This window comes from Rathayibacter festucae DSM 15932 (assembly GCF_004011135.1).
GTDB classification, from domain to species: domain Bacteria; phylum Actinomycetota; class Actinomycetes; order Actinomycetales; family Microbacteriaceae; genus Rathayibacter; species Rathayibacter festucae.
In genome coordinates this window covers 81692-107392 of record NZ_CP028137.1, presented here as the reverse complement: position 1 = coordinate 107392, position 25701 = coordinate 81692, and the positions used below count along the sequence as shown (strand labels likewise).

Genomic DNA, 25701 nt, shown 5'->3' with positions numbered 1-25701 from the left:
GGATCGGCCGGGCGGACCGAACCGGCGGGGCCGGGGCTGCGAACCACTTCTGCGCCACCTCCCCCGACGGAGGGCGCCGGCCCCCTCCGTTCCCCCGCGAGAGGGCCGCAGCTCTTCACCGCAGCTCCCCGACCTCACCCCGAGAGGCCCCGCCATGACTCCCCGACCCCCGACCGTGCGCGTCGAGCGCTCCGGCCCCGTCGCCCGCCTGATCCTCGACCGGCCGGACGCTCTCAACGCGCTCGACCTCGACACGGCCCTGCAGCTGGTCCGCGCCCTGATCGCGCTGAACGCCGACGCGGGCTGCACCGTCCTCGTCGTCGAGTCCGCGGGTCGCGCGTTCTGCACCGGCGGTGACGTCTCGGCGATCATGGGCGCCGACCGGCCCGACCAGTACCTCCGCGATCTGGCGACGACCGCGGGCGAGGCCTTCCGCCTGCTCGGCGAGAGCAGCGCCGTCGTCGTCTGCGCGATCGACGGCATCACCGCGGGAGCCGGGATCGCCTTCGCGCTCGCCGCCGACATCGTCGTCGCGACGCCCGCCGCGACCTTCGTCAGCGCCTACGGCGACGTCGGGCTCGTGCCGGACTGCGGCGTCACGGCGACCCTGCCCGCGACGATCGGCCGCCGCCGCGCCCTGGACTTCGTGCTCTCCGGCCGCTCGGTCCGCGCCGCCGAGGCGCTCGAGTGGCAGCTCGTCACCGAGGTCGTCCCCCGCGCCGAGCTCGCGGCCCGCGTCGACGAGCGCGTCCGGGCGCTCGCGGCCCGCCCGCCGCTGGTGGCCGCCGCCGCCAAGCGACTGCTGACCACCGAGCCGCTCGACCTGCGCGAGCGGATCGAGGAGGAGACCGACACCCTGGTCGAGCTGCTCGCCACCGAGCGCACCCGCGCGCTGCTCGAGGCCGAGCACGAGCGGCAGCAGCGCCGCCGCGCCCGCAGCAGCATCGCGGCCTGACGGCGACCTCCGTCAGGACCGGGCGACGAGCCCGCCGAGATCGCGGATCGACGCCGCTCCCGACTGCCGCAGCATGACCCGGAACTCGCGGTCGAGGAGCCCGAGCAGCCCGGCGACCTCGTCGGCGCCGCCCACGGCGAGCGCCCACATCAGCGGCCGCCCGACGAAGACCGCGCGGGCCCCGAGCGCGAGCGCCGCGAGCACGTGCCGGCCAGTGCGAACCCCGCTGTCGATGTAGACCTCGGCGTCGGCGCCGACCGCGTCGACCACCTCGGCGAGCGCCCCGACCGCGGTGATCGAGCCGTCCATCCGCCGGCCGCCGTGGGTCGAGACGACGACCCCGGAGGCGCCCGCGTCCACGGCGCGACGGGCGTCCTCGCCGCGCAGCACGCCCTTCACCAGGACCGGCAGTCCGCTCACCGAGCGCAAGCGGCCGATGTCGTCGAGTCCCGGGTTCGGCACGGGACGGCCGAGGACCAGGGCGCGCTCCTGCTCGGTCAGATTGCCGAGCCGCGCCTTCCCGGGGATCTCGGGCCAGGTGAGCGGCTCGATGCCGGGGCGCTCGCCGCGCAGCACCGGCATCTCGACCGTGAGCATCAGAGCGCGGGCGCCGTGCTCAGCGGCACGCTCGATCAGCGCGTGAGTCACGTCGCGGTCCGCGAGCAGGTAGACCTGGAACCACCACGGCGCACCCGCCGCGGCGATCCGCTCGAACGGCAGCGCCGTGTTCGTCGAGACGCCGAGCAGGGTGCCGGCGCGGGCCGCCGCCTCCGCCATCGCGATCTCGCCCCGCGGATCCGCCGCGTTCTGCTGCGCCATCGGCGCGATCAGCACGGGGCCCCGCACCTCGGTGCCGAGGACCGTGGTCGTGGTGTCGCCGTCGAGCTCGCCGCGCAGCGCCGCCGGCCGGAAGCGGATCGCGTCCCAGGCCGCGAGGTCGGCGTCGCGCTCCGAGCGGCCGCCCGCGACGGCGCCGTAGTAGTCGGCGACGAACCAGGGCAGCGCCTCGCGGGCGCGCTCCTCCAGCTCGGCGACGAGCCGGCGGGTCGGTGCGCTGTCGGCGGTCATGGGCGGCCTCCCCTTCGAGGGCGCCGGTGCGGCGCGGGGGCGGGCCGGGAGGGTCCGCCGCGGCTCGACTGTACCCGCGGGCACCGCCCCGCGATCGGAGGGGCGCCGCGCTGCCTTCTCGGCTACGGTGGTCCCTGCGAAGGGGAGTAGTTCCCACCGTCCGCCGAGCGGACGACGAGGCGCGTCGACATGCTGGTCCGGAGAGTCCCGGACCCGGCGCGCCACCCGGATCCTCGCGGAACCGGGCGAACGAGACCTTCGGCCAGTCGACACGTGTCCTGGCCGGTCCTCTCGCGCGGGTCGGCCGGGGTGCCGAAGCCCAGGAGATCCCATGGCGACCACCGCCCGAGACACCCCTTCCTCCCCCACTCCCGTGCAGATCCGCCGCTGGCGGCGCTACCTCGCCGACGAGCTCGCCGAGGCCGCGAGCTACCGCGATCTCGCCGAGCGCCGCTCCGGCGAGGAGCGCGAGATCCTGCTCGCCCTGGCCGCCGCCGAGGGCCGGCACGAGGAGCACTGGCGCGAGCTGCTCGGGCCGGCCGCCGAGCCGCAGCCGCGGCCGGATCTGCGCACACGACTGCTCGGCTTCCTGACCCGGCAGTTCGGCTCGGTCTTCGTCCTCGCGCTGATCCAGCGCGCCGAGGCCCGCTCGCCCTACGCCGACGACGACGACGCGACGGAGGCGATGGCCGCCGACGAGCGGATCCACGGCGAGGTCGTCCGCGGGCTCGCCGAGCGCGGCCGCAACCGGCTCTCGGGCACCTTCCGCGCCGCGGTCTTCGGCGCCAACGACGGCCTGGTCTCGAACCTGGCGCTCGTCCTCGGCGTCGGCGCGAGCGGAGTCGGCACCGGGGTCGTGCTGTTCACCGGCATCGCCGGGCTGCTCGCGGGCGCGCTCTCGATGGGCGCCGGCGAGTTCGTATCGGTGCGCTCGCAGCGCGAGCTGCTCTCCGCCTCCTCCCCCGACCTCGACACCAACCACGTCGTCCCCGACCTCGACGTCGACGCCAACGAGCTCTCGCTCGTCTACCGCGCCCGCGGGCTCTCGCAGGAGGACGCGGACGCCCGCGCCGCCCGGGTCTTCGCGGGACTGCGCGGCGGCGCGGCGCCGACCTCGCCGATCACCATCGGCGGAGTGAAGGCCGACCCGTCGGTCGACGAGTACGAGTCGATCGGCACCGGCATGGGCGCGGCGCTGTCGAGCTTCTGCTTCTTCGCCTCGGGCGCGATCATCCCGGTGCTGCCCTACCTGCTCGGGATGTCCGGGCTGGCCGCGGTGGTCCTCGCGTCCGTCCTCGTCGGCCTGGCGCTGCTCGCGACCGGCGCGATCGTCGGCCTGCTCTCCGGCGCGCCGCCCCTCGCCCGCGCCCTGCGCCAGCTCGGCATCGGCTACGGCGCGGCGCTCGTCACCTACCTGCTCGGGCTGCTGTTCGGCGCGTCGGGGGTGTAGAGAGGTCTGCACTGGAGGCGCCGGCGACGGTTGGTCTCGATACGCCCCTCCGGGGCTACTCGACCAGCATGACGGCGCGCGTCGGAATCGGTTCATGCTGATCGAGTAGCGCGCGCAGCGCGCGTATCGAGATCCACCCTCCGCCGGAGGCCTCGCCGTCAGAGGGTCGTCGCCTCGGCCTCGTCGTCGGAGGGCGCCTGCTTGGCGGGCCGGGCTCGCCAGCGCAGTGCCGCGACGCCCATCGCCAGCAGCAGCGCGAACGGCAGGCTGCCCAGCAGCGGGATCGACGCGTAGTAGGTGATCTGGCGCTGGATCCACTCCGGCGACGGGGTGTCGGAGTCGCCGTAGTACGACGCGGGCGGCGAGGAGTAGCCGCTGTAGAGCAGCGCGACGCCGAGCACGCTGCCGGCCAGCCCCGCGAGCAGCAGGGCGAGCAGCCAGGGGTTCCGCCAGAGCGGCGCCGACGGCTCCACGGCGACCTCGACTCGGCGGACGGCCGCCTCCTCGGGCGCGGGATCGGCGAACGGCTCCCGGGCGGGGGCCGCGTCCGAGGGCAGCCGGGCGGGTGCGCTGATCGGAGCGCCGCTCCCGGCCGCCCGCCGCGAGCGCCGGCTGTCGGCCGTGGTCGCGATGTCGGCGAGGGCGGGCGGCCGCCGGCGCGCGATCCCCTCCGGCGCCGTCCCCGGCCGGGCGAAGGCGCGCTCGTCGCCGCGCACCCGGTCCACTCCCCCGGCGAAACCCCGCTGGAAGGCGGCGTCGTACCGCGGATCGACGCGCTCGCGCTCGGCTCCGCCTCGTTCAGTCATCGTCGACCTCCGGTTCGCTGCCGAGGATCCCGCGCAGCCAGTCACGCGCCTCGATGAACACCTCGTCGTCGTAGCGTCGCACGTACGAGACCGGACGGCGATCCGCACGGGGATACGAGCCGAGGAAGATCACCCGCGGACTGAAGCGGCGAAGGCCCAGCAGGGCGTCGGCGACCCGCTCGTCGTGCACGTGGCCGTCGAGGTCGATCACGAAGCGGTAGCGGCCGAGGGCGTCGCCGATGGGCCGCGACTGGATCATGCTCAGGTTCACTCCGCGGGTCGCGAACTGCTCGAGCATGTCGAGCAGCGCTCCCGGGGCGTCGGAGGGCAGCTCGACGATCAGGCTGGTCTTGTCGGCGCCCGTCGGCTCCGGCAGCACCCGCGAGCGCGAGACGTGCACGAAGCGGGTCACCGCGTTCGGGTTGTCGCCGATCCGCTCCGCGAGTACCTCGACGTCGTGGTGGCGGACGATCCCGGGCGGCGCGATGGCGGCCTGGGCGGGCGAGCCCGCGAGCAGGTCGATCGTGGCCTGCACGTTGCTCGACGCCGGCAGGTGCTCGTGGCTCGGGATCGTCCGGTCGAGCCACCCGCGGCACTGGCCGTAGGCGACCGGGTGCGCGGCGACGACCCGCACGTCCTCGAGCCGCGCGCCCGGGCGGCCGACCAGGATGAAGGACACCGGCACGAGGTACTCGCCGACGATCCGCACGCCCGGGATCCTGGCCAGCGCGTCCTGCGCGGCGGTCACCCCGCCCTCGACCGAGTTCTCGATCGCGATCACCGCGCCGTCGCTGCGCCCCGAGACCAGGTCGTCGAGAGCCTCGCCGACGTTGCCGACGCTCCGCCAGACGTGCCCGCGCGCCTCGGGCACCTGCGCGAGCGCCGCCTCCGTGAACGTGCCGGAGGGCCCGAGATAGCTGTAGGTGCGGGGGGCGGAGGCGGTGTCGGGGACACCGTCGGAGGCGCGGTCGGGCATGGCGGACAGCCTAGCCAGCGCCTGTCCAGCCGGTATCGCGGCCCCGGCGCGACTGCCACTATGGACCCCATGACCGATCGCGCAGGGAAGCCGGCAGAGGCCTCCGATCTCATCGACGTCGAGGCCCTCGTGAGGGCGTACTACGAGAAGAAGCCGGACGTGTCCGACCCCTTGCAGAAGGTGGTCTTCGGCACCTCCGGGCATCGCGGCTCGTCGTTCGACACCGCCTTCAACGAGGACCACATCGCGGCGGTGACCCAGGCCATCGTCGAGTACCGCACTAACGAGGGGATCACCGGGCCGCTCTTCATCGGCGCCGACACCCACGGCCTCTCGCGCCCGGCGCTGACGACGGCGCTCGAGGTGCTGGTCGCCAACGAGGTGCGCGTGCTCGTCGACGAGTTCGACGACTACGTGCCGACGCCGGCGCTCAGCCACGCGATCCTCCGCTACAACAACGACCCGTCGCACACCGACCGGGCCGACGGCATCGTGGTCACCCCCTCGCACAACCCGCCCCGCGACGGCGGCTTCAAGTACAACCCGCCGCACGGCGGCCCCGCCGACTCCGACGCCACCTCCTGGATCGCGAACCGCGCCAACGAGCTGATCGCCGACGGCAACCGCGACGTGAAGTCGGCCGAGCCGAGCGCCGTCGAGACCTACGACTACCGCACCCACTACGTCGCGGACCTGAAGAACATCATCGACATCGACGCGATCAAGAAGGCCGGCGTGAAGATCGGAGCCGACCCGCTGGGCGGCGCCTCGGTGCACTACTGGCAGCTGATCGCCGAGATGTACGAGCTCGACCTGACGGTCGTCAACGGCGAGGTCGACCCGGCGTGGGGCTTCATGACCCTGGACTGGGACGAGAAGATCCGGATGGACCCGTCCTCCCCCAGCGCGATGGCCTCGGTCGTCGCCCGGGCCGGCGACTACGACATCCTCACCGGCAACGACGCCGACGCGGACCGCCACGGCATCGTCACGCCCGACGGCGGCCTGATGAACCCCAACCACTACCTCGCCGTCGCGATCGACTACCTCTACCGCCACCGCTCCGGCTGGCGCGAGGACGCGGCGATCGGCAAGACGCTGGTCTCCTCCTCGATCATCGACCGGGTCGCGGAGTCGCTCGGCCGCCGCCTCTGGGAGGTGCCGGTCGGCTTCAAGTGGTTCGTGCCCGGCCTGGTCGACGGCTCGGTCGGCTTCGGCGGCGAGGAGTCGGCGGGAGCGTCGTTCCTCCGCTTCGACGGCACCGTCTGGACGACCGACAAGGACGGCATCCTGCTGGCACTGCTCGCCTCGGAGATCGTCGCCGTCACGGGCAAGAGCCCCTCGGCGCTCTACCGCGAGCTGACCGAGCGCTTCGGCGACCCGGTCTACGAGCGCGTCGACGCGGTGGCCACGAAGGCTCAGAAGGCGGCACTGGGCAAGCTCGACGGCGACGCGATCTCGGCGACCACCCTCGCCGGCGAGGAGATCGTCGCCAAGCTCTCGAAGGCGCCGGGCAACGACGCGGCGGTCGGCGGCGTCAAGGTCGTCACCGAGAACGCGTGGTTCGCCGCGCGCCCCTCCGGCACCGAGGACGTCTACAAGATCTACGCCGAGTCCTTCCGCGGCCTCGACCACCTGCACGAGGTGCAGGCCGAGGCCCGCACCATCGTCGACGCCGCCCTGGGCTCCTAGCCCGCGCTGCCCCCGCCGAGTCGCCCGAGAAGGCTCGTTCTCCACCCCGAGAACGAGCCTTCTCGGGCGAGTCAGCGGGGCCTGTGGACAACTCCGCGCACGGGAAGGCCAAGGGCGCCAGCATGGCGCGGTGAGTGGCGACGGGCCGGAGGGCGTCTTCAGGGTGGCGGAGGGGAGCGCCGCGGGGCTGTCGCGGGCGCGGATGCGGTCGGCGGAGTTCTCGTCGCCGGCCTACGGAGTCAGATCGACGGCTCCGGCCGTCACGCTCGCGGATCGCTGCGCGGCGATGCTGCACCGGCTCGGCGACCACGTCTTCGTCTGCGGGCCGACCGCGGCTCTGCTCTGGGATGCGCCGCTCGACCGGCGCTGGGAGCAGCGGCTCGTCCTGGACGTCGCCGTCATCGCACCGGCTCGGGCGCCGCACGCGCGCGGTCTGGCAGGACGCAGCCTCTCCGTCGATCGCGACGTCGACATCGTCGTCGGCAGGCGAGGCGCGCTGACCTCCCCGGCCCGTACCTGGTGCGACCTCGGCGCCGTCCTCGAGCTCGCGGACCTCGTCGCTGTCGGCGACGATCTCCTCCACCGACGTCTCCTGACCGAGGAGTCACTGCGTGGCGCGCTCGACCGGTATCCGGGTCGACGCGGGATCGCGCGCCTGCGTCGAGCCCTCGTGCTGCTCGACGGCCGGGCGGAGTCCCGTCCCGAGTCGCAAGTCCGCGTGGCTCTGGTACTCGCGGGGATCACGGGTCTCGAGGCGAACGTCGAGATCCGTGACGAGGCGGGCGCCTTCCTCGGCCGAGTCGATCTCTGCATCGCTCGGGCCCGTGTGGTCATCGAGTACCACGGCGACTACCACCGCTCCGAGCCCGGGCAGTGGCGGAGGGACGTCGCCCGCGCCCGCCGCCTCCGCGCGGCCGGCTGGATCGTGATCGACCTCACCGGCGACGACCTCGCCGACCTCGCCTCGGTCGTCGCCCAGGTGCGCTCGGCGCTGCATCACTGACTCGCCCGAGAAGGCTCGTTCTCGGGGTGGAGAACGAGCCTTCTCGGGCGACTCAGCGGGTGTCGGCTACCAGCGGGGGTGGACCGTGGGGCGGAAGTGGGTGTCGTAGAGGGCGTTGACGGCCTCCATGAAGGCGGGGCCGAGGGGGGCGGCGTCCGCGGCGGTGGCGTTCGCCTTCGCCTGCTCGACGGAGCGGGCGCCGGGGATGACGGCGGTGACGCCGTCCTGCTGGATGATCCAGGCCAGCGCGGCCGCGGCGGGGGCGAGGCCGTGGTCGGCGGCCAGGAGGGAGAACTCCTGGGCGGCCTCGACGCCGGTCGCGAAGTCGACGCCCGAGAAGGTCTCGCCGACGTCGAAGGCGGAGCCGTCGCGGTTGTAGTTGCGGTGGTCGTCGGGTGCGAAGGTCGTCTCGGTCGTGTAGCGGCCGCTGAGGAGGCCGGACGCGAGCGGGACGCGCGCCAGGATCCCGACGCCGGCCTCGCGGGCCGCCGGCAGCACCGCGTCGAGCGGCTTGAGGCGGAACGCGTTCAAGATGATCTGGACGCTCGCGACGTTCGGCCGCGCGATGGCGGTGAGCGCCTCCTCCGTGCGCTCGACCGAGACGCCGTAGTGCGCGATGGCGCCCTCGTCGACCAGGGTGTCCAGCGCGTCGAAGACGGCGTCGTCGGAGTAGACGGAGGTCGGCGGGCAGTGCAGCTGCACGAGGTCGAGCGTGTCGACGCCGAGGTTCGAGCGCGAGCGGTCGGTCCAGGCGCGGAAGTTGTCCAGCACGTAGTTCGCGGGGATCTGCTCCACGCGGCGGCCCATCTTCGTCGCGACGAAGACGCCCGCGTCGGGGTGCGCGGCGCGCCAGGCGCCGATGGTCCGCTCGCTGCGGCCGTCGCCGTAGACGTCGGCGGTGTCGAAGAGGGTGACGCCCGACTCCGCCGCGGCGTCGAGGATGGCGAGGGCGTCGCTCTCCGCGACGTCCCCCCAGTCGGCACCGAGCTGCCAGGTTCCGAGGCCGACGACGGAGACGGGCGCACCGGTGCGGCCGAAGATTCGAGTTTCCATTCCTCCACCGTAGGTGCGGCCGGAGGATGCGAGCAGCCCCTTGCGCGTGCCCTACCGTCGGAGCATGAGCCTCGTCGTCCTCGGAAGCGCCAATCTCGATCACGTCCACCGGGTCGCCCGCATCCCCGCGCCCGGCGAGACCGTCCTCGCCCTCGACTCCCGCACCTTCCCCGGCGGCAAGGGGCTCAACCAGGCGGTCGCCGCCGCCCGCACGGTCGCGGGCAGCAGCTTCGTCACGAGCCTCGGCCGCGACGCCGCGGGCGACGAGCTCGCGGGGCTGCTGGCGGAGGAGCCGCTCGAGCTGCACGCGCGCCGCGGCGACGAGCGCACCGGCACGGCGCAGATCACGGTGGACGACGCGGGCGAGAACGCGATCGTCGTCGACTCCGGCGCCAATGCCGCCTTCACCGACCTCACCGCGGAGGAGGAGGGGCTGATCGCCGGCGCCTCGGCGCTCCTGCTGCAGCTCGAGATCCCGGTCCCGACCGTGCTGGCGGCCGCGCGGGCCGGCCGCACGGCGGGGACCACCACGATCCTCAACGCGGCGCCGATCGGCCCGCTGCCCGAGGAGCTGCTCGCCGAGCTGGACGTGCTGATCGTCAACGAGCACGAGGCGCGCGAGCTCGGCGCCGAGCGCGGCCTCTCAGCGGCGGACGACACGGCCCTCGCCGTCGCCCTCACCGCGCTCGTGCCGGTGGTGCTGGTCACCCTCGGTGCGGACGGCGTCGTGGTCGCCGTCCGCGACCGCGAGCCGGTGCGCGCGCCGGCCTTCCGCGTCTCCGTCGTCGACACCACCGGCGCCGGCGACACGTTCTGCGGCGTCTTCGCCGCCCGGCTCGCGAGCGGCGGCGAGAGGCTCGACGACCCGGCCGCGCTGGTCGAGCTCGTCCGCTGGGCGACCGCCGCCGCGGCGATCTCGGTCACCCGGGCGGGAGCGGCGGTCTCGACGCCGACGGCGGCCGAGACGGAGGCGTTCCTCGCCGAGCACGGCGCCTAGCGACGGCACCCTCGAGGACGGCGCGCTTCCGCGTCAGTCGACGGAGGCGATTCGGATCGCCACGCGCGCGCGGCGCCCGGGGTGCTCGCGCCGGCACCACTCGCGCACCGCGGAGCCGACCGCGCGGGCGATGTCCGGCGCCGAGGACTCGGCGGCGACGCAGACCTCCGCGGACACCGACACCTCGTCGCCGAGAACGCGCACGAGCACCGGCTCGGCGAAGGTGCCGCCGGAGACCGCACCGAGCGGGCCGTCGGCCGGATCGACGGTGGCGGGCGTCAGCGCGCCGGCCGCGTGCGCGAGGACGTCGCGCACCTGGCCGCGCGCCGGGACGAGCATCGCCACTCCCGCGAGGGCGCGGATCTCGGCGCTGAGCACGGCGGCCGCACTCGGCGCGGATCCACCGGGGGCGACCGCGGGGACCAGCACGGCCGGGGCGACGGGGATCGGCTCGGACCCGCTCACGACTCCTCCCCTCCCGGCACGTAGACGTCCTCGACGCGCACGTCGATCGTCGAGACGCGCAGCTCGGTCTGGGTGAGCAGACGGGAGTGGATCCGCTCGCGCACCTGCTGAGCCGCGTCGGCGATCGGGACGCCCCAGAAGACCGAGATCGTCACCTCGACCGCGATGTCGGCACCCGGATCGGCGACGTCGCCCTGCAGCCGGCAGCGGCCGACGAGGACTCCGGAGACGCTGTCGCCCGCCTCGCGGACGATGCCGCGGACGGCGCCCTCGGTGATCGTCAGCTCGACGTCGGGGTCGGTGCTCGCGAGCGGGATGTCGCGTCCGGCCCGCGCCTCGCGCCGCACCTGAGTGAGGATCGAGCCGAACCAGCTCTCGGTGGGCGCGGGCAGGTGCGCCGCGTCGTCGTCGATCAGCGCACCGGAGAGCGCGCGGACGCGCTCGAGGGCGCGCAGCGTGCGGCGGTGCTCCGGCGACTCCTCGATGGCGGGGTCGTAGGGCAGGCGGCCCCGGTCCAGGTAGTCGCCGAGCTCGTCGATGCCGATCGCGTCGGCGGAGCCGGCGTCCGGATCGGCGGCGGCGTCATCCGCGACCAGCGGCACGGTCAGCGGCAGCACGGCGTCCTCGCCGGTGCCGGGCAGACCGGGCGTCCCGCCGGGCGTCTCGTCCGGGGTCATCGCGCCGACTCCTTCATCGCGCCGACTCCTTCTCCGCGGGCCCTCATCGCCAGTCCTCCATCGCCACGACCAGCGACTCCCGTGCTCGGGCGAGCTTGCCGCGGACGGCGGTGGCGGTGATGCCGAGGTGCTCGGCGATCTCACTGTACGACTCGCCGCCGACCTCGCGGAGCAGCCAGCACTGCCGCTGGGTCTCGGGCAGCTCGGCCAGCGCCTGGGCGAGAGCGCGCATCGCGTCGCTCTGCTCGACCGACTCGAACGGCCCCGGCTCGCGCGCCGGCGGGTGCTCGACGGCGTCGACGTCGTCGACCGGCTTGCGCTGGCGGAGCAGGTCGACGCTGGAGCGGCTGACGATCCGCATCATCCAGCTCCGCACGCTCGCCGGCTCCTGGAGCTGCGGGAGCTGGGCCCAGACGGTGATCAGCGCGTTCTGCACCGCGTCGGAGGCGTCCGCCTGCGAGCCGGTCAGCCGCCAGGCGTAGGCGCGGAGGATCGACTGGTGCCGCTTGACCAGCACCTCGAACGCGCGGACGTCGCCCTCGGCGGAGCGCTCGGCGAGGAGCGCGTCGCTCGCCGTCTCCAGACCGGGCATGAGGCTCCTCCAGCGGGCACCGGCTCGAGCCGGCATCGACCATCAGGTGACTATCAGGAAAAACTCCGGATCGCACCGTGACGAATCCCCGTCGGGCTCCGTCTCACTCATGAAAGCACAGCCCGACGGGAAATCCGCCGGACTCCCCGACCCCGGCCGCGCACCACCAGCGGCCGACGACACGCACAGGAGTCACCATGAGCGACAGCACGCGCACCCCCGCCACCCCCGCCACTCCCACCGCCCCCCGCGTCGACAAGGCGTCGGTCGACACCGTCACCAGCCTCGGCAACAGCGCCGCCTCGGGCACGGCTCAGGGCCGCACCGTCATCGACGACGCCGTGATCGCCAAGGTCGCCGGCATCGCCGCGCGCCAGGTGCCCGGTGTCTTCGCCCTCGGCAACAACGCCGCCCGTGCCTTCGGCGCGATCCGCTCGGCCGTCGGCGGCAACGACCACGCCCAGGGCGTCAGCGTCGAGGTCGGCGAGACCCAGGTCGCCGCCGACGTCACCCTCGTCGTCGAGTACCCGGTGCCGATGCAGTCGGTCGCCGACCAGGTCCGCGCCGCGGTCTCCGAGGCCATCACCGAGCTCGTCGGCATGTCCGTCGCCGAGATCAACGTCGCCATCGTCGACGTGCACATCCCCGGCGAGGACAAGGGCGACACCGAGACCGAGAGCCGCGTCCGATGAGCGACCCCCGCACCCCCGCACCCGCCCCGGCCGGCCGCAGCACCACGCTGGGCCTCGTCGTCGGCGCGGTCCTCGCCTTCGCCGCCCTGCTCTTCGGCTTCTGGGGCTTCGTCCTCACCGCCGTCTTCATGGCGCTCGGCGTCCTGATCGCGCGGATGCTGGACGGCTCGCTCGACGTGCGCAGCCTCGTGGACGTGTTCCGCGGCCGCACCACCTCCCGCTAGGAGTCGCCGTGACCGCACTCGACCAGCGTCCCGGCGAGCGGACCGCTCCGTCGGAGCCGGGCACCGTCACCATCTCCGTCCGCTCCCTCGAGCGGATGGCCGTGGCGGTCGTCCACGAGGAGCTGGGCGTCGAGGTCTCCGCGATCCGCGTCCGGCTGTCGGACGACAGCGGCGGCCTCGCGCTCGCCGTCTCCGCCCCGGTCCTGACCGAGGGCGCTTCCACCGCCGAGGGGAGCCTGCTCGACCGCCTCCACCGCGACCGGACGGCCATCGCCTCCCGGATGGGCGCGCTCACCGGCCGCACCGTCAGCCGCGTGGACATCCGCGTGACCGGCACCCGCACCCCGACCCGAGCCACGAGGAGAGTCGCATGAGCCCCGCAGCCACACCGCGCGACGCGGCACCGGACGCGCGCTACCGCCGCTACCTGCGCCGCGAGACCCACAGCTCGCGCTCGGCCGCCCAGATCGTCGTGCTCGTGCTGATCATCCTGATCGCCGCGTACGTCGGAACGGAGGCGGTGCTCGCGATCTTCGGAGCCGCTCCGCTGCTGCTCGCCCCGTCCGCGCTCCTCGGAGCGATCGTGGGCGTGACCGATCTCGCCTCCGGCGCGATCATCGGCATCGCCGTCGGCACCGCGGTGCTGGCGCTGATCCTCCTGGTCCTCGCCCTCGCCCCGGGGGCCCGCGCCCGCCACACCGTGGCGGACGACCGGCTCGCCGTGGTGATCGACGACGGCGTGATCGCCTCCTCGCTCGCCCGCTCGGCCCGCTCGGCGGCCCGCTCGCGCCGCGAGGACACCCGCGCCTCGATCGGCCGCCGCACCGCCGTGATCGAGGTGACCCCCTCCTCGGGGATCACCGTCGACCGCGACTCCGTGCAGTCCGCGGTCGACGACGAGCTGAGCCGCATCGCGGCGACGCCCGCCACCCGCGCCACCGTCCGCATCTCCGAGTCCGGGAGGATCTGATGACCACGAGCAACCGGTTCGTGAACCGCCTGATCCTCTTCCTGCTCGGCCTCGTCCTCGCCGCCGTCACGGCAGGCCTGGTCCTGATCGCCGTCTCGCAGCCGGTCCGCGACGCGGTCGCCGACTTCGCGGACGGCCAGGGCGCGGCCCTCGTCTCCCGCATCTCGCCGGAGGACGGCACCGCCTGGTCCGACGCCGCCGTGCTGTGGCCGCTCTACGCGATCCTCGGGATCTGCCTGCTGGGCATCGTGCTCGCGATCGTCCTGATCTCCGCGCACGGCCACGGCCGCACGAGCACCGTCCTCACTGACGCGGGCTCGTCCAGCGGCGTCGCCGGAGAGGTCGAGATCGCCACCGGCTTCGCCGAGGACGTGCTCGAGAACGCGCTGGCCGGGCGCACCGACCTGATCGACGTCACTGTCTCGGCCTACCGCCACGGCTCGTCGACGGCGCTCAAGGTCCGGGTTCTGCCCCGCGGCGGGGTCTCGCCCCGCACGGTCGTGGACGCGGTGCACCAGGAGGTCCTGGAGCTCGATCGCCTGCTCGGCGCGCGACTGCCCGTCGTGCTCGAGGTCGCCTCGAGCGCCCGGGCCGGGTTCTCCAAGGAGGACCGGGTCGCCTGACCCGCGAGCGCCCGCGCTCGCCCACCACTTCCTCCGGCGGCCGTCGCCGGAGGACGAACCGAATCGAACGGAAGGAGCCCCTCATGGGTGCTGACGACAAGATCCGCAACGCGGCCGAGAACCTGCTCGGCAAGGCCAAGGAAGCGGCCGGCAAGCTGACCGACAACGAGAAGCTCGAGGCCGAGGGCCAGGCCGACCAGACCAAGGCGCACACCAAGAAGGTCGGCGAGGACGTCAAGGACGTCTTCAAGAACTGACGCCCGCGTCGAACGACGAAGAGGCCGCCTGTCGCTGATGCGACGGCGGCCTCTTTCGCTGTGTCCGGGCTCCCTGCGGAGTCCTGAACTCGCGGCTCCGGTTCCGGCTCAGACGCTCCAGAACATGATGCGTCCGGCGGAGGCCGAGTCGATGCTCTGGTCGAGGTTGTCGGCGGTGTGCGAGGAGTAGAGGATCGTGCTCCCCTTCACGCTCGTGACGACGCCGGTGTGGTCCCAGTCGCCCGAGCCGTCCCAGTCGAACTGCACGACGTCGCCGGGCTTCACGTCCGCGCGCTGCGCGTTCGTCAGGGGCGTCGCCCGCTCCGGGTGCGCGGCCAGATAGGAGTTGAAGGCGGTCGAGGACGCCCAGGCCGAGCTGTAGCCGCCGGTGCGCGAGTAGCTCCACTCGCCGTCCATCTCCCAGCCGCGGGCGATCAGCGACTGGGAGGTGAAGTTGACGCAGTCGTTGCCGCCGATGACGCCGTACTGCGCGGAGTTGTAGTCGGACCAGTAGGTCTGCAGATAGTCGAGCTGCGAGGCGAGGCGGCTGGCCTCGAGCGCGGCGGCGGCCTTCGCGGCCTCGATCGCCGGGTCGGGCGTGTAGGCGAAAGTGATCGCGGAGGCGACGACCTTGGTGGTCGCGAGCACGCCGGTCGCGGTCGGGCTGGGCGAGGCGGTCGCGGTGGGGGCGACGAGCTCGGCGGGCTGCGCCTCGGTCGCGGCGGCGGCCGGCGTCGCGGTCGGAGTGGCCGTCGGAGTGGCGGTCGCGTCGGCGGCCGCCGGAGTGGCCGTGGTCGCGGTCAGCGGCTCCTCGGTCGGAGTCGTGGTGTTCACGGCGGGCTGCACCGTCTCGACCGGTGTGCCGTCCACGGTCGCGGCGGCGACGGAGTCCGTGACGGCGTCGAAGGTGATCGGCGCTCCCCCGGCGTCGAAGAAGGCGACGGGGACGACGCCCTCGGTCTCGCCGTCGGCGGGCGGAGCGGTGACGGTGATCTGGTCGGGGTTGTCGACGGTGACGCTGCCCTCGGCGTCGCCGAAGCGGACCGTGGCGACGGAGTCGAGGTTCGAGCCGGCGATGGTGACGCTCGTGCCGCCGGCGACGGTGCCGGTGGTGGTCGAGACGCTGCTGAGCACCACGCGGGCGTCGGCCGTGATGGCCGGCAGCACGGTGACGGGCGCGGCCGTCGCCGTCGGGGCGGCGGTGGAGGCGGTCGCCGACTCGGCGTCGGCGGAGGCGCCGACGGTGAGGCTCACGCCGGAGGCGGCGGCCACGAGGACGAGCCCGCCCGACATCGCCAGCACGAGGTGCCGGCGCGAGGGGCGGAAGAAGGAGGAGCCGCGACGAGCGGGCTCGACGCGCTGGCGGTGCCCCTCGGCGGCGCGGCGGTCGCGGCGGGAGGGGAAGACGTCGCCGCTCGCGGGGTGCAGCGGGGCTCCGGCGGAGGGGCGGATGCCCTCGGCGGCCGGCGCGAGCGCGGCGGGAGCGAGGACGGCCGGGGCCGGGGCTCGACGGCGGGGGCGGCGGGAGCGGCGACCGGAGTCGCGCGGACGCGGCCCTCGCGCTCGCGCGCCTCACGGCGGGTCAGCGGCGGTGCGAGCTGAGCGTCGGCGGGGGCGACCTCGGCGGCAGCGGGCACGGTGGAACGGGTGGAACTGTGGGGCACAGGGGAACTCACGGGTCGGTGCGCACGGGGGCGGGGGCGTGCGGGATTTCAGGGGGAAGCGGCCATGTCACCACGCGGGAGTCGGAGTCCCCTAAGGGTGACCTCCGAAAGCACTCCGAGTAACGGTACGGTAACAACGCCCGTCTGTCACGTCCGCTTCTGATCGCGGCCGTCTCCGCAAGCCCTTGCGGACCGATTTCCGGACACATCCGGATGTCCGAACGGACACGCGTTCAGCCCCCGAGCCGCTCGATCCTCCGCACGGCCGCACGCCGCCGATTGTGCAGCCACCCCCAGCTGGAGAAGTTCCGGGCGTAGAAGATCCAGATTCCCGGGATGGTCGGCAGACCCTCCTCCGCCAGGCGCGCGTTGATCCGCTGCCCGTCCCTCCCACTGCCGTCGCTCTCGGCGAAGACCGATTGGAGGCGAACGAGCACGTCGGAGGAGAACGGATGTCCGGCGATCGCGGCGTCGATCACCTCCAGCTCGCGTTGCAGCTTCTCCCGCGTCGGTCTCCGGAGCACCGTGCTTCCCTTCCGCCTTTCGGCCACGCGGGCGGGAACCCCTCCCGCCCGCGTCTCAACAGGCTTGTCACCCCTCCAACGGATGCGCCGACAGCTCCCCAGTCCGTTCGAGCACTGGGCAGGCTCACCGACGGACGACGAGCGGGTTCAACCCCGCTGCCGCTCGATCCTCCGCACGGCCGCGCGCCGCCGGTTGTGCAGCCACCACCAGCTGAGCGAGTACCGCAGCGTGGAAGCTCCGATCGTCTGAAGTTCCGGCAGGCCCTGCTCACGGAGTCGCGCGCTGATCAGCTCCTTGTCCCCGTCGCCGTCCTCGATGACGGCGAAGGCGCGCGTGATCGGCTCGGACCTGAAGGGATGGGCTTCGATGGCGTCATCGATCGAGCGGAGCTCACGCGATAAGCGCTCAGGTGAGCGTCGGCGGAACACGCTCCGGCCCTACTTTCCCCTGAGGCAGACCATGATCGACACGGCCAGCCCTCCACCGATCGATCCCGGCCCGCCCGACGCCATGATCGACACGATCTGCGGTCCGTTGATTCCGAGTCCGATGAGGCACTTGAACACGAAGGGCGCCAGCCACGCCGGATCGGCTACGACCGGGTACGCCACTCCGGGCGCCGAGTGATCGACCGTCTGCGTGAGGGTCGAACCGGACACCGAGTAGTGCGTCGGGATCCGGTCCCCGTCCGCGTCGATCGCCCACGCTGCTCCGATGAGCAGCGCGATGCCGCCGTCGGCGTTGACGACCGCCGCTCCGTCGCCGAGCAGCTCGAGCCGCTGCCCCTCGGCGAGGGTCACGTCGTAGGAGTAGTCGGCCGGAGCCTGGGCATCCGCGATCGTCGTCAGCATCTGCACGCCTCGATCGCCGACCACGACGGAGGTCGCACTGTGAGCCGCGGGGTACACGACTCCCCCGTCCGCGAGGGCGGCAGCCGGACCAGAGCTCTCCGCGGCAGGGAGATCGACGATCACGGTCCGAGCGCCGTCGCCGATCCGGACACCGGCGGACGGATCGGACGGCACGACGACCGAGCCGGAGCCCAGGGCGGCCGTCCCGGCACCCTCGAGAACAGCGTCGTGGAGGAGAGTCGGATCGACCCTCTCGACGTTCTCGAGGGCCTCGGCGACCGTCGCCGACGCGAGCGTCGGCGGGGCCCGGATCCTCGGCGGCGATGGCGGCCGGGGCGAGGAGTGCGGAGACGGCCACGAGGGCCGTGAAGGACAGTGCGGACGAGCGCCTCGAGGAGGCGAGCAGCGGGAATGTCATGAGATCTCCTTCGATCGAAAGCGAGCCTGCCTCGCGTTCAAGGAGAGGTTAGGCAAGCGGTCGTTCGACGGGGAGACGTGGCGTGTGACGCCCGACAGAGCGCGCTGGAAGGCGCGAGGGGGTGCTCGCGAGCCCGCCGATCAACCGTCCGGAGACGCCGCTACGAGACCGTGCCCGGCGCGTAGTCGGGGGCGTCCGGCAGCCCGAACAGGCGCTCGAGCGTGGGGATGCCGGCGTCGTGCAGGTGCTGCGCGAGCTCCACGCCGATGTAGCGGAGGTGGTACGGCTCGGACTCGTAGCCGGTGATCGGCGTGGTGTCCGGCTTGTAGCGGACGAGGAAGCCGAAGCGGTGCGCGTTCGCGCCGACCCACTGGCCCTCGGGGGTGTCGCCCCAGCAGATCTCGAGGGCGCAGGTCCCCGAGGAGCCGACGACGTCGACGGCCCAGCCGGTCTGATGCTCGCTGTGCCCCGGGCGCGCGCTGGTCGCGTCCGCTCCGGCCTGGCCGCGCGAGGACACCCAGCCGGCGTAGACGCTGACCTGGGTGTCGTAGGAGCGGTAGGCGCTCTGCACCGCGAGCGTCAGGCCGGCCTCGCTCGAAGCCGCCGCGAACATCGGCACCAGCGCGTCCGCGGTCGCCTGCCGCATCGGCTGGCGGTTGACGTAGCGGACGTCCGGGTAGACGAGGTCGGCCGGCACGTAGTCGACCGGATTCAGGGTGCGCAGCTTGTTGACGACCACCCAGATGCTGGCCGGGTCGTCGTTCGAGTGGGCGGAGAGGTCGATCCCCGGCGTCGCGGTCGGCGTCGGCGTCTCGGTCGGCGTCTCGACCGGAGCGGCGCTCGCCGAGGCGGAGGTGCCGGCCGACGCGCCCGGGGTGGCACTCGGACTCGCGGACGCCGTCGGAGCGCTCGCGCGCCCCGCACCGAGGGCCGCATTGACGCCGACGGCGGCGATCCCGGCGGCCACGGCGACTCCCCCGATCACCAGGGCTCGGCGCCGTACGGGGCGCCCGTCGGGGGCCGGGTTCTCGTCCGAGGTCATGCTCCGAGCCTACGCGGGGGCCCGTTCGCGCCCGCGGAGAGCGCTGTCAAGCACCCAGGGGTGTCTCCGTTCAGCACTGCTCCTCCACGCGGGTGTCGAATATCCTCAAAGGATTCACATAAGCAGACCCCCTAGCTTGAGTGACAGCCTCGGCGACCGCGCGCATCCGCCCCCTCGGATGAGCCGCCCACCGGTCCCGAAGACGAGAGGACCCCATGCTGCGCCCCCTGCACGTCCGAGCAGTCCCCCTCCCCGCCCTCGCCCGCGCGATCGAGCTGCCCGACGGCGACGTCCCGCCCGTCGAGGTGACCGGGATCACGCTCACCGCCTCGGACGTCGAGCCGGGCGACCTCTTCGTCGCCCTCGCCGGCGTCCACCGCCACGGCTCCGACTTCGTCGCGGAGGCCGCCGAGCGCGGCGCCGTCGGCGTCCTCACCGATCCGGCCGGCGAGTCCGCCTCGCGCGCCACCGGTCTGCCCGTGCTGGTCGTCGACGACCCGCGCGCCCGCCTCGGCGCCGTCGCCGCCGTCGTCTACGCGACCACCGAGCGCGCTCCCCTGCTCCTCGGCGTGACCGGCACCAACGGCAAGACCTCGACGGTGCACATGCTCGAGGGGATGCTCCGCCAGCTCGGCGTCGTGCCGGGCCTGAGCTCCACGGCCGAGCGCCACATCGGCGACACCTCGGTGACGAGCGGGCTGACCACTCCCGAGGCCACCGAGCTGCACGCCCTCATCGCCCGGATGCAGGAGGAGGGCGTCGGCGCCGCGGCGATCGAGGTCAGTGCGCAGGCCCTCACCCGGCACCGCGTCGACGGTGTCGTCTTCGACGTCGCGGCGTTCACGAACCTCAGCCACGACCACCTCGACGACTACGGCGACATGGACACCTACTTCGCCCAGAAGGTGCAGCTGTTCCAGCCCGACCGCTCCCGCCGCGCGGTCGTCTCGCTCGACTCGCCCGCCGGGCAGCGGGTCGTGGCGGAGGCGGGCGTGCCCGTCACCACGATCACGTCGTTCCCCGACGTCGACGCCGACTGGCGGGTGAGCATCCTCGAGCAGGAGTTCGGCCGCACCCACTTCCGCGTCGAGAACCGCGAGAACCGGGCGATCACCACCTCCGTCCCGATCATCGGCTCGCACATGGCGGCCAACGCCGCCCTGGCGATCGTGATGCTGATCGAGGCGGGCCGCCCGATCGGCGAGATCCGCGCCGCCCTGCACCGCGACGGCGGCCTCGACGTCTCGCTCCCCGGCCGCACCGAGCGCGTCTCGGGCGAGCGCGGCCCCACCGTCTACGTCGACTTCGGTCACAGCGCCGACGCCTTCGCCCGCACGCTCGAGGCGGTCCGCGAGGTCACCCCCGGCCGCGTGATCATGGTCTTCGGCGCGGACGGCGACCGCGACGCCCTCAAGCGGCCCGCGATGGCCGAGGCGGCGGTCTCGGGTAGCGACGTGCTCGTGATCACCGACCACCACCCGCGCTTCGAGGACCCGGCGTCGATCCGCGCCACGCTGCTGGCGGCGGCCCGTGCGGCGCGTCCCGACGGCGAGATCCACGAGGTCGACGACCCCAAGCGCGCGATCCGCGTCGCGGTGTCGCTGGCGCACGAGGGCGACTCGATCCTCTGGGCGGGACCCGGGCACCAGAACTACCGCGACATCGAGGGCGTGCGGACGCCGTACTCGGCGCGGGCCGAGGCGCGGGCGGCGCTCCGCGAGGCCGGCTGGGCCGAGGCGGGGGTGCCGGCGCACAGCTGATCGGCGGCGCTTCGGACCCTCGGTCGCCGGCGCTCCGGGCGCTCGCTCGGGTGCGCTCCCGGGCCCGGATCGACGGCCTTCCCGGACCCTGACCGACGATCTCGGACCCCGGATCGGGCGGCGCCCTCTGAGATCCTCCACAGGCTCGCCGGAAGCAGTGCCGGTGAGCTCGCACGCGGTGTAACTTTGCGCAGCACGCAACGTTTGCGGCGGTCCGCCGTGCCCTGGCGGCGTCCGCCAGACAAGGGGACCCCCGTGACCGATTCCGCCCGCCCGCCCGCGACCGCCGCCTCCCCGTCGGGCGCGATCATGACGCACCGCCAGATCCTCTTCGTGATCTTCGGCCTGATGGCGGGGATGTTCCTGTCCTCGCTCGACCAGACCATCGTCGGCACCTCGATGCGCACCATCGCCGACGACCTCGACGGCCTCTCGCAGCAGGCCTGGGTCACCACCGCGTACCTGATCGTCTCGACGATCGCGACGCCGATCTACGGCAAGCTCTCCGACATCTTCGGCCGCCGCCCGCTCTACCTGATCGCCATCGTCCTGTTCCTGATCGGCTCGCTCCTGGCCGGCTTCGCGACCTCGATGCTCGGCCTCGCCGGCTTCCGCGCGGTGCAGGGCCTCGGCGCCGGCGGACTGATGTCGCTGGCCCTCACGGTGATGGGCGACATCCTCCCGCCGCGCGAGCGCGCCAAGTATCAGGGCTACTTCCTCGCCGTCTTCGGCATCTCGAGCGTCGTCGGTCCGCTGATCGGCGGGCTCCTCGCCGGCACCCCCGAGATCCTCTTCATCACCGGCTGGCGCTGGGTCTTCCTGATCAATCTGCCGATCGGCGCCGTCGCGCTCTTCATCGTGGTGCGCTTCCTGCACCTGCCCAAGCCCGCCGCCCGCCGCTCCGTCCGGATCGACTGGTGGGGCGCCGCGCTCGTCATCGTCGCCGCCGTTCCGCTCCTCCTCGTCGCCGAGCAGGGCCGCGAGTGGGGCTGGGGCTCGCCGATCGCCTGGGTCTGCTACGTCGTCGGCGTGCTCGGCATCGTCGGCTTCATCGCGGCCGAGCGGATGATGGGTGACGACGCGCTGATCCCGCTCAAGCTCTTCCGCTCGCCGACCTTCTCGATGGCGACCGTCCTGGGCGTCCTCGTCGGCTTCGGCATGTTCGGCGGCATGATGGCGCTCCCGCTCTACCTGCAGCTCGTCAACGGCGCGACGCCGACCGAGTCCGGCTTCCTGATGCTGCCGATGATCCTCGGCCTGATGATCGCCTCGATCGTCTCGGGCCAGATCATCTCCCGCACCGGCCGCTACCGCGCCTTCCCCATCCTCGGCACCTTCCTGATGTCGGCGGCGTTCTTCTACCTGTCCTTCGTCTCGATCGACAAGCCGGTGATCTTCGTGATGGGCGGCATGCTGCTGCTCGGCCTCGGCCTCGGCCAGATGATGCAGACGCTGACCCTCGCCTCGCAGAACTCGGTCGACACCGCGAACATGGGCGTCGCGACCAGCGCCTCGACGTTCTTCCGCCAGATCGGCGGCACGCTGGGCACCGCGGTCATCTTCTCGGTGCTGTTCAGCCGCATCCCGGAGACGATCGCCGCCGCGTTCAAGAACCCGACGATCGCTGCGAACCTGCAGGCCGCCGCCTCGGACCCGACCATCGCGGCCGACCCGGCCAACGCCGGCATCCTCAAGCTGCTGCAGTCGCAGGACACCGCCGCGATCGGCTCGGCGCTCGACGGCGACACCTCGTTCCTGAACACGGCGAACGACGCGCTCTCGGCGCCGTTCCTCACCGGCTTCAACGACGCGACGGTCACGGTCTTCCAGGTCGCGCTCGGCGTGGTGCTGCTCGCCTTCGTGCTCTCCTGGTTCCTGAAGACCCCGCCGCTGCGGGCGAAGTCGGCCATGCAGGAGGCGCACGACCTGGCGAACGAGGACGCCGCGGCCGAGCTGCGCCGCACCGACCCGCAGATGGCCGCCCGCGCCGGTGCCGATCTCGCCGCCGGGAGCATCGAGCCCGACGTGCGGACCGACTCCGTCGCCACGGCGCCCCGGCGCACGGAGGACGGCGACCGGCGCGGCTGAGCGCTGCGCCCGGTCGACTCCCCGCGACCCTCGACGGCCCGGACGCCTCGGCGTGCCGGGCCGTCGGCGTTCCCGGGGCCACGCCTCCGCCCGCCGTGCCGCCCGACCCACCGCCCACCCCGCCAGCGCGGTGAGAGAGCGCTCCACCGGGATGGTCGTAGGATGACGGGACAGCCGCCGAAGGAGTCCGCAGTGACCGTTCCCCCCTCCCCCGCCTCGCCGACCCTGCCGGAGCAGATCGCCCTGGCCGAGCGCCTCGCCGCGCGCGACTGGCCCGCCGGATTCCTCTGGGGCTCCGCCACCGCCGCCGCGCAGATCGAGGGCGCCGGCCACGAGGGCGGCAAGGAGGACAGCATCTGGGACGCCTTCTCCCGCGTCCCCGGTGCCGTCGCGAACGGTGACACCCCCGAGGTCGCCGTCGACCACTACCACCGCATGCCGGCCGACGTGCAGCTGATGAAGAGCCTCGGCCTCGACTCCTACCGCTTCTCGGTGAGCTGGTCGCGGGTGAAGCCCGGCGACCGCGCCGTCAACACCGAGGGACTCGACTTCTACTCCCGCCTCGTCGACGAGCTGCTCGGCGCCGGCGTCCTGCCCTGGCTGACCCTCTACCACTGGGACCTCCCGCAGGCCCTGGAGGAGACGGGCGGCTGGACGAACCGCGACACCGCCGAGCGCTTCCGGGACTACGCGGAGGCCGTTCACGCGCGCCTGGGCGACCGGGTAGCCCACTGGACCACCTTCAACGAGCCGTTCTGCTCGACCCTGCTCTCCTACGGCGCCGGGATCCACGCGCCCGGCGTGATCTCCCAGCAGGCCGCTCTCGCCGCCGTGCACCACACTCACCTCGCGCACGGGCTCGCCGTCTCGGCCCTGCGCGAGCTCGGCGCGCAGAACCTCGGCATCACGCTCAACCTCTCCAACGCCGTCCCCGACGACCCGGAGGACGAGGTCGACCTCGACGCCGCGCGCCGCTTCGACGCGCTGCAGAACCGCATCTTCCTCGACCCGCTGCTGCTCGGCGAGTACCCCGAGGACCTGCTCGAGGACGTCGCGGGCCTGGGCCTGGACGAGCTGATCCAGGACGGCGATCTCGCGACGATCGCGCAGCCGCTCGACTTCCTCGGCGTGAACCACTACCACGACGACAACGTCTCCGGGCATCCGCTGCCGGCCGGCGCGGAGGACTTCGCCCAGGCCACCGAGCGCGAGGTCGGCTCGCCGTGGGTCGGCTCGGAGTCGATCACCTTCCCCTCGCGCGGCCTCCCCCGGACCGCGATGGACTGGGAGGTGCACCCCGACGGGCTGCGCTACCTGCTCACCCGGCTGGGCCTGGAGTACGAGAACCTGCCGCCGCTCTACGTCACCGAGAACGGCGCCGCCTACGACGACGTCGTCGAGGACGGCCGCGTGCACGACGTCGACCGCACGCAGTACGTGCTCGACCACGTCGAGAAGGTCGCCGACGCGATCGATCAGGGCGCCGACGTCCGCGGCTACTTCGTCTGGTCGCTGCTCGACAACTACGAGTGGGCCTGGGGCTACGAGAAGCGCTTCGGTATCGTCCGCGTCGACTACTCGAGCCAGGAGCGGCTGATCAAGGACTCGGGACTCGTCTACTCGCGGCTCATCGGCGGCACCGCGGCCGAGGCGCTGGACTAGACCGTGTCCGAGGGGATCAGGGGAGGCGGGCGCTCGCCGACGCTCGAGGCCGTGGCCGCCCGGGCCGGGGTCTCGCGCGCGACGGTCTCGCGGGTCGTCAACAACGCCCCGCAGGTCGCCGCGGAGATCGTCGCCGCCGTGCAGAAGGCGATCGCCGAGCTCGATTACGTGCCCAACCGCGCGGCGCGGATGCTCGCCTCGCGGCGCACGCAGTCGATCGCGCTGATCGTGCCGGAGTCGACCGCGCGCGTCTTCGCCGACCCGTTCTTCGCCGCGATCGTGCAGGGCGCCGCGATGCGCCTCGCCGACACCGACTACACGCTCTCGATGCTGATCGCCTCGGAGACCAGCGGCGAGAAGACCCGGCGCTACCTCCTCGGCGGCAACGTCGACGGCGCCCTGGTCGTCTCGCACCACTCCGGCGACCACTCCTACGCCGCGCTGTCGAACTCGCTGCCGATCGTCTTCGGCGGCCGGCCGCTCTCGCCGGACGAGCGCGACTCCTACTTCGTCGACGTCGACAACGCCGACGGGGCCGCCGTCGCGACCGCGCACCTGATCGCGGGCGGCCGCCGCCGCATCGCGACCATCGCCGGCCCCGCCGACATGCCGCCGGGTGTCGACCGCCTGATCGGCTGGCGCAGCGCCCTGACCGACGCGGGGCTCGACGACTCCCTGGTCGAGTGGGGCGACTTCTCGCCCGAGAGCGGCACGGAGGCGATGCGCCGCCTCCTCGAGCGCGATCCCGCGATCGACGGGCTCTTCGCCGCGAACGACCAGATGGCCGTCGGCGCCTACGCCGCGCTGCGCGAGGCCGGCCGGCGCGTCCCCGAGGACGTCGCCGTCGTCGGCTTCGACGACGACATCTTCGCCCGCTCCGCGGTGCCCGCCCTCAGCACCGTCCGCCAGGTCCCCGTCGAGCTCGGCGCCCGCATGGCCGAGCTCCTGACCGCCCGCCTCGAGGGCGCCGACGTCGAGCACCGCACCCTGATGCCCACCGAGCTGATCGTCCGCGCGAGCTCCTGACCGCGCCCGGCGCACCTCCCCTCCCCGCGAGCCCCCGCCCGTCCTCGCCGCCCGTCCTCACCCGCCCGTCCTCCCCGCCCGTCCTCCCCCGCCCCCCCATTCCTCAAAAGTTGCGGTAGTCACACGCGAGTACCGCAACTTTCGAGGAGTCGCCGAGCCGGGAGC

27 protein-coding genes are annotated in these 25701 nt (G+C 73.3%); 15 read left to right on the top strand and 12 right to left on the bottom strand.

The window, feature by feature from the left end; all coding sequences use genetic code 11:
- The first annotated feature begins 154 nt into the window (after positions 1-154).
- A complete protein-coding gene (locus tag C1I64_RS00520; protein WP_127885887.1) occupies positions 155-955 on the top strand; it encodes an enoyl-CoA hydratase/isomerase family protein in 801 nt (266 codons plus the stop codon).
- A gap of 12 nt (positions 956-967) precedes the next feature.
- Here C1I64_RS00520 and C1I64_RS00515 read toward each other — a convergent pair whose 3' ends face one another.
- The gene (locus C1I64_RS00515) at positions 968-2023 is read right to left on the bottom strand and encodes an alpha-hydroxy-acid oxidizing protein (protein ID WP_164874407.1); all 1056 of its coding nucleotides are present in this window, start codon (positions 2021-2023) and stop codon (positions 968-970) included.
- 331 nt (positions 2024-2354) lie between these two features.
- On the opposite strand from C1I64_RS00515, the gene C1I64_RS00510 reads away from it, so the two are divergent.
- Positions 2355-3473 carry a VIT1/CCC1 transporter family protein gene (locus tag C1I64_RS00510; RefSeq protein WP_123445000.1) on the top strand — a complete coding sequence of 373 codons (1119 nt, stop codon included), beginning with the start codon at positions 2355-2357 and terminating at the stop codon, positions 3471-3473.
- A gap of 158 nt (positions 3474-3631) precedes the next feature.
- Here the strand turns inward: C1I64_RS00510 and C1I64_RS00505 are convergent, their stop codons facing one another.
- Positions 3632-4279 carry a hypothetical protein gene (locus C1I64_RS00505; RefSeq protein WP_127885885.1) on the bottom strand — a complete coding sequence of 216 codons (648 nt, stop codon included), beginning with the start codon at positions 4277-4279 and terminating at the stop codon, positions 3632-3634.
- Complete coding sequence (pheA, locus tag C1I64_RS00500; RefSeq protein ID WP_127885884.1) at positions 4272-5255, bottom strand: prephenate dehydratase; 984 nt, start codon at positions 5253-5255, stop codon at positions 4272-4274. Before pheA ends, C1I64_RS00505 begins: the two co-directional genes overlap by 8 nt.
- Before the next feature lie 69 nt (positions 5256-5324).
- Between pheA and pgm the strand changes: the two genes are divergently transcribed.
- Positions 5325-6947 (top strand): phosphoglucomutase (alpha-D-glucose-1,6-bisphosphate-dependent), encoded by a 1623-nt coding sequence (gene pgm, locus C1I64_RS00495; RefSeq protein ID WP_123734992.1) that lies wholly within the window; start codon positions 5325-5327, stop codon positions 6945-6947.
- A 130-nt stretch (positions 6948-7077) separates the two neighbouring features.
- Positions 7078-7950 carry a DUF559 domain-containing protein gene (locus C1I64_RS00490; protein ID WP_127885883.1) on the top strand — a complete coding sequence of 291 codons (873 nt, stop codon included), beginning with the start codon at positions 7078-7080 and terminating at the stop codon, positions 7948-7950.
- A gap of 66 nt (positions 7951-8016) precedes the next feature.
- On the opposite strand, the gene C1I64_RS00485 is transcribed toward C1I64_RS00490, so the two are convergent.
- Positions 8017-9003: an aldo/keto reductase gene (locus C1I64_RS00485; protein WP_127885882.1), complete on the bottom strand. Its 987-nt coding sequence runs from the start codon at positions 9001-9003 to the stop codon at positions 8017-8019.
- 64 nt (positions 9004-9067) lie between these two features.
- Between C1I64_RS00485 and C1I64_RS00480 the strand changes: the two genes are divergently transcribed.
- Positions 9068-10000, top strand: a complete 933-nt coding sequence (locus C1I64_RS00480; protein WP_127885881.1) for a ribokinase — start codon at positions 9068-9070, stop codon at positions 9998-10000.
- Positions 10001-10033: 33 nt separating this feature from the next.
- Here C1I64_RS00480 and C1I64_RS00475 read toward each other — a convergent pair whose 3' ends face one another.
- The 3 genes from C1I64_RS00475 to C1I64_RS00465 are packed head-to-tail and all read right to left on the bottom strand — an operon-like array spanning position 10034 to position 11734.
- On the bottom strand, positions 10034-10465 hold the full coding sequence (locus C1I64_RS00475; RefSeq protein ID WP_127885880.1) for a hypothetical protein: 432 nt from the start codon (positions 10463-10465) through the stop codon (positions 10034-10036).
- Positions 10462-11142: an Asp23/Gls24 family envelope stress response protein gene (locus C1I64_RS00470; protein ID WP_127885879.1), complete on the bottom strand. Its 681-nt coding sequence runs from the start codon at positions 11140-11142 to the stop codon at positions 10462-10464. Before C1I64_RS00470 ends, C1I64_RS00475 begins: the two co-directional genes overlap by 4 nt.
- A gap of 43 nt (positions 11143-11185) precedes the next feature.
- Complete coding sequence (locus C1I64_RS00465) at positions 11186-11734, bottom strand: RNA polymerase sigma factor (RefSeq protein WP_123444992.1); 549 nt, start codon at positions 11732-11734, stop codon at positions 11186-11188.
- A gap of 197 nt (positions 11735-11931) precedes the next feature.
- Between C1I64_RS00465 and C1I64_RS00460 the strand changes: the two genes are divergently transcribed.
- The 6 genes from C1I64_RS00460 to C1I64_RS00435 all read left to right on the top strand — a co-directional run bounded on the left by C1I64_RS00460 (position 11932) and on the right by C1I64_RS00435 (position 14500).
- Positions 11932-12426: an Asp23/Gls24 family envelope stress response protein gene (locus tag C1I64_RS00460; protein WP_123702013.1), complete on the top strand. Its 495-nt coding sequence runs from the start codon at positions 11932-11934 to the stop codon at positions 12424-12426.
- The gene (locus C1I64_RS00455; RefSeq protein ID WP_123444990.1) at positions 12423-12650 is read left to right on the top strand and encodes a DUF2273 domain-containing protein; all 228 of its coding nucleotides are present in this window, start codon (positions 12423-12425) and stop codon (positions 12648-12650) included. The genes C1I64_RS00460 and C1I64_RS00455 overlap by 4 nt, the downstream gene beginning before the upstream one ends.
- An 8-nt stretch (positions 12651-12658) precedes the next feature.
- Complete coding sequence (locus C1I64_RS00450) at positions 12659-13024, top strand: hypothetical protein (protein WP_127885878.1); 366 nt, start codon at positions 12659-12661, stop codon at positions 13022-13024.
- Positions 13021-13620, top strand: coding sequence for a hypothetical protein (locus C1I64_RS00445; protein ID WP_123734983.1), 600 nt, complete (start codon positions 13021-13023; stop codon positions 13618-13620). The genes C1I64_RS00450 and C1I64_RS00445 overlap by 4 nt, the downstream gene beginning before the upstream one ends.
- Complete coding sequence (locus C1I64_RS00440) at positions 13620-14243, top strand: hypothetical protein (protein WP_127885877.1); 624 nt, start codon at positions 13620-13622, stop codon at positions 14241-14243. Before C1I64_RS00445 ends, C1I64_RS00440 begins: the two co-directional genes overlap by 1 nt.
- Positions 14244-14326: 83 nt before the next feature.
- Positions 14327-14500, top strand: a complete 174-nt coding sequence (locus C1I64_RS00435; protein ID WP_123444986.1) for a CsbD family protein — start codon at positions 14327-14329, stop codon at positions 14498-14500.
- A gap of 108 nt (positions 14501-14608) precedes the next feature.
- On the opposite strand, the gene C1I64_RS00430 is transcribed toward C1I64_RS00435, so the two are convergent.
- The 5 genes from C1I64_RS00430 to C1I64_RS00410 form a co-directional block, all read right to left on the bottom strand.
- A complete protein-coding gene (locus C1I64_RS00430; protein ID WP_127885876.1) occupies positions 14609-15793 on the bottom strand; it encodes an amidase domain-containing protein in 1185 nt (394 codons plus the stop codon).
- Positions 15794-16397: 604 nt separating this feature from the next.
- Positions 16398-16643 (bottom strand): hypothetical protein, encoded by a 246-nt coding sequence (locus C1I64_RS00425; RefSeq protein ID WP_127885875.1) that lies wholly within the window; start codon positions 16641-16643, stop codon positions 16398-16400.
- 192 nt (positions 16644-16835) lie between these two features.
- Positions 16836-17117 (bottom strand): hypothetical protein, encoded by a 282-nt coding sequence (locus C1I64_RS00420; RefSeq protein WP_127885874.1) that lies wholly within the window; start codon positions 17115-17117, stop codon positions 16836-16838.
- Between the two features lie 9 nt (positions 17118-17126).
- The gene (locus tag C1I64_RS00415; protein WP_127885873.1) at positions 17127-17540 is read right to left on the bottom strand and encodes a hypothetical protein; all 414 of its coding nucleotides are present in this window, start codon (positions 17538-17540) and stop codon (positions 17127-17129) included.
- 578 nt (positions 17541-18118) lie between these two features.
- The gene (locus C1I64_RS00410) at positions 18119-19000 is read right to left on the bottom strand and encodes a M15 family metallopeptidase (protein WP_127885872.1); all 882 of its coding nucleotides are present in this window, start codon (positions 18998-19000) and stop codon (positions 18119-18121) included.
- 215 nt (positions 19001-19215) lie between these two features.
- Here C1I64_RS00410 and C1I64_RS00405 point away from each other — a divergent pair, with 215 nt between their 5' ends.
- From C1I64_RS00405 to C1I64_RS00390, 4 genes are all read left to right on the top strand, one after another.
- Positions 19216-20760 (top strand): Mur ligase family protein, encoded by a 1545-nt coding sequence (locus tag C1I64_RS00405; protein WP_127885871.1) that lies wholly within the window; start codon positions 19216-19218, stop codon positions 20758-20760.
- 309 nt (positions 20761-21069) lie between these two features.
- Entirely contained in the window at positions 21070-22848 is a 1779-nt protein-coding gene (locus C1I64_RS00400; RefSeq protein WP_123704617.1) for an MDR family MFS transporter, read from the top strand.
- A 162-nt stretch (positions 22849-23010) separates the two neighbouring features.
- Complete coding sequence (locus C1I64_RS00395; RefSeq protein ID WP_127885870.1) at positions 23011-24510, top strand: GH1 family beta-glucosidase; 1500 nt, start codon at positions 23011-23013, stop codon at positions 24508-24510.
- 3 nt (positions 24511-24513) lie between these two features.
- Entirely contained in the window at positions 24514-25536 is a 1023-nt protein-coding gene (locus C1I64_RS00390; RefSeq protein ID WP_127885869.1) for a LacI family DNA-binding transcriptional regulator, read from the top strand.
- Positions 25537-25701 lie beyond the last annotated feature (165 nt).

Excerpts from the sequence above, each read along its gene's own strand:
- C1I64_RS00435 (WP_123444986.1), top strand. The coding sequence starts at position 14,327 with ATGGGTGCTGACGACAAGATCCGCAACGCGGCCGAGAACCTGCTCGGC.
- C1I64_RS00405 (WP_127885871.1), top strand. The coding sequence starts at position 19,216 with ATGCTGCGCCCCCTGCACGTCCGAGCAGTCCCCCTCCCCGCCCTCGCC.
- C1I64_RS00430 (WP_127885876.1), bottom strand. The coding sequence starts at position 15,793 with ATGTCGGGCGGGCTCGTCCTCGTGGCCGCCGCCTCCGGCGTGAGCCTC.
- C1I64_RS00415 (WP_127885873.1), bottom strand. The coding sequence starts at position 17,540 with ATGCTGACGACGATCGCGGATGCCCAGGCTCCGGCCGACTACTCCTAC.
- C1I64_RS00470 (WP_127885879.1), bottom strand. The coding sequence starts at position 11,142 with ATGACCCCGGACGAGACGCCCGGCGGGACGCCCGGTCTGCCCGGCACC.
- C1I64_RS00445 (WP_123734983.1), top strand. The coding sequence starts at position 13,021 with ATGAGCCCCGCAGCCACACCGCGCGACGCGGCACCGGACGCGCGCTAC.
- pgm (WP_123734992.1), top strand. The coding sequence starts at position 5,325 with ATGACCGATCGCGCAGGGAAGCCGGCAGAGGCCTCCGATCTCATCGAC.
- C1I64_RS00400 (WP_123704617.1), top strand. The coding sequence starts at position 21,070 with ATGACGCACCGCCAGATCCTCTTCGTGATCTTCGGCCTGATGGCGGGG.
- C1I64_RS00480 (WP_127885881.1), top strand. The coding sequence starts at position 9,068 with ATGAGCCTCGTCGTCCTCGGAAGCGCCAATCTCGATCACGTCCACCGG.
- C1I64_RS00505 (WP_127885885.1), bottom strand. The coding sequence starts at position 4,279 with ATGACTGAACGAGGCGGAGCCGAGCGCGAGCGCGTCGATCCGCGGTAC.
- C1I64_RS00510 (WP_123445000.1), top strand. The coding sequence starts at position 2,355 with ATGGCGACCACCGCCCGAGACACCCCTTCCTCCCCCACTCCCGTGCAG.
- pheA (WP_127885884.1), bottom strand. The coding sequence starts at position 5,255 with ATGCCCGACCGCGCCTCCGACGGTGTCCCCGACACCGCCTCCGCCCCC.
- C1I64_RS00440 (WP_127885877.1), top strand. The coding sequence starts at position 13,620 with ATGACCACGAGCAACCGGTTCGTGAACCGCCTGATCCTCTTCCTGCTC.
- C1I64_RS00485 (WP_127885882.1), bottom strand. The coding sequence starts at position 9,003 with ATGGAAACTCGAATCTTCGGCCGCACCGGTGCGCCCGTCTCCGTCGTC.
- C1I64_RS00410 (WP_127885872.1), bottom strand. The coding sequence starts at position 19,000 with ATGACCTCGGACGAGAACCCGGCCCCCGACGGGCGCCCCGTACGGCGC.
- C1I64_RS00455 (WP_123444990.1), top strand. The coding sequence starts at position 12,423 with ATGAGCGACCCCCGCACCCCCGCACCCGCCCCGGCCGGCCGCAGCACC.
- C1I64_RS00460 (WP_123702013.1), top strand. The coding sequence starts at position 11,932 with ATGAGCGACAGCACGCGCACCCCCGCCACCCCCGCCACTCCCACCGCC.
- C1I64_RS00395 (WP_127885870.1), top strand. The coding sequence starts at position 23,011 with ATGACGGGACAGCCGCCGAAGGAGTCCGCAGTGACCGTTCCCCCCTCC.
- C1I64_RS00515 (WP_164874407.1), bottom strand. The coding sequence starts at position 2,023 with ATGACCGCCGACAGCGCACCGACCCGCCGGCTCGTCGCCGAGCTGGAG.
- C1I64_RS00520 (WP_127885887.1), top strand. The coding sequence starts at position 155 with ATGACTCCCCGACCCCCGACCGTGCGCGTCGAGCGCTCCGGCCCCGTC.
- C1I64_RS00465 (WP_123444992.1), bottom strand. The coding sequence starts at position 11,734 with ATGCCCGGTCTGGAGACGGCGAGCGACGCGCTCCTCGCCGAGCGCTCC.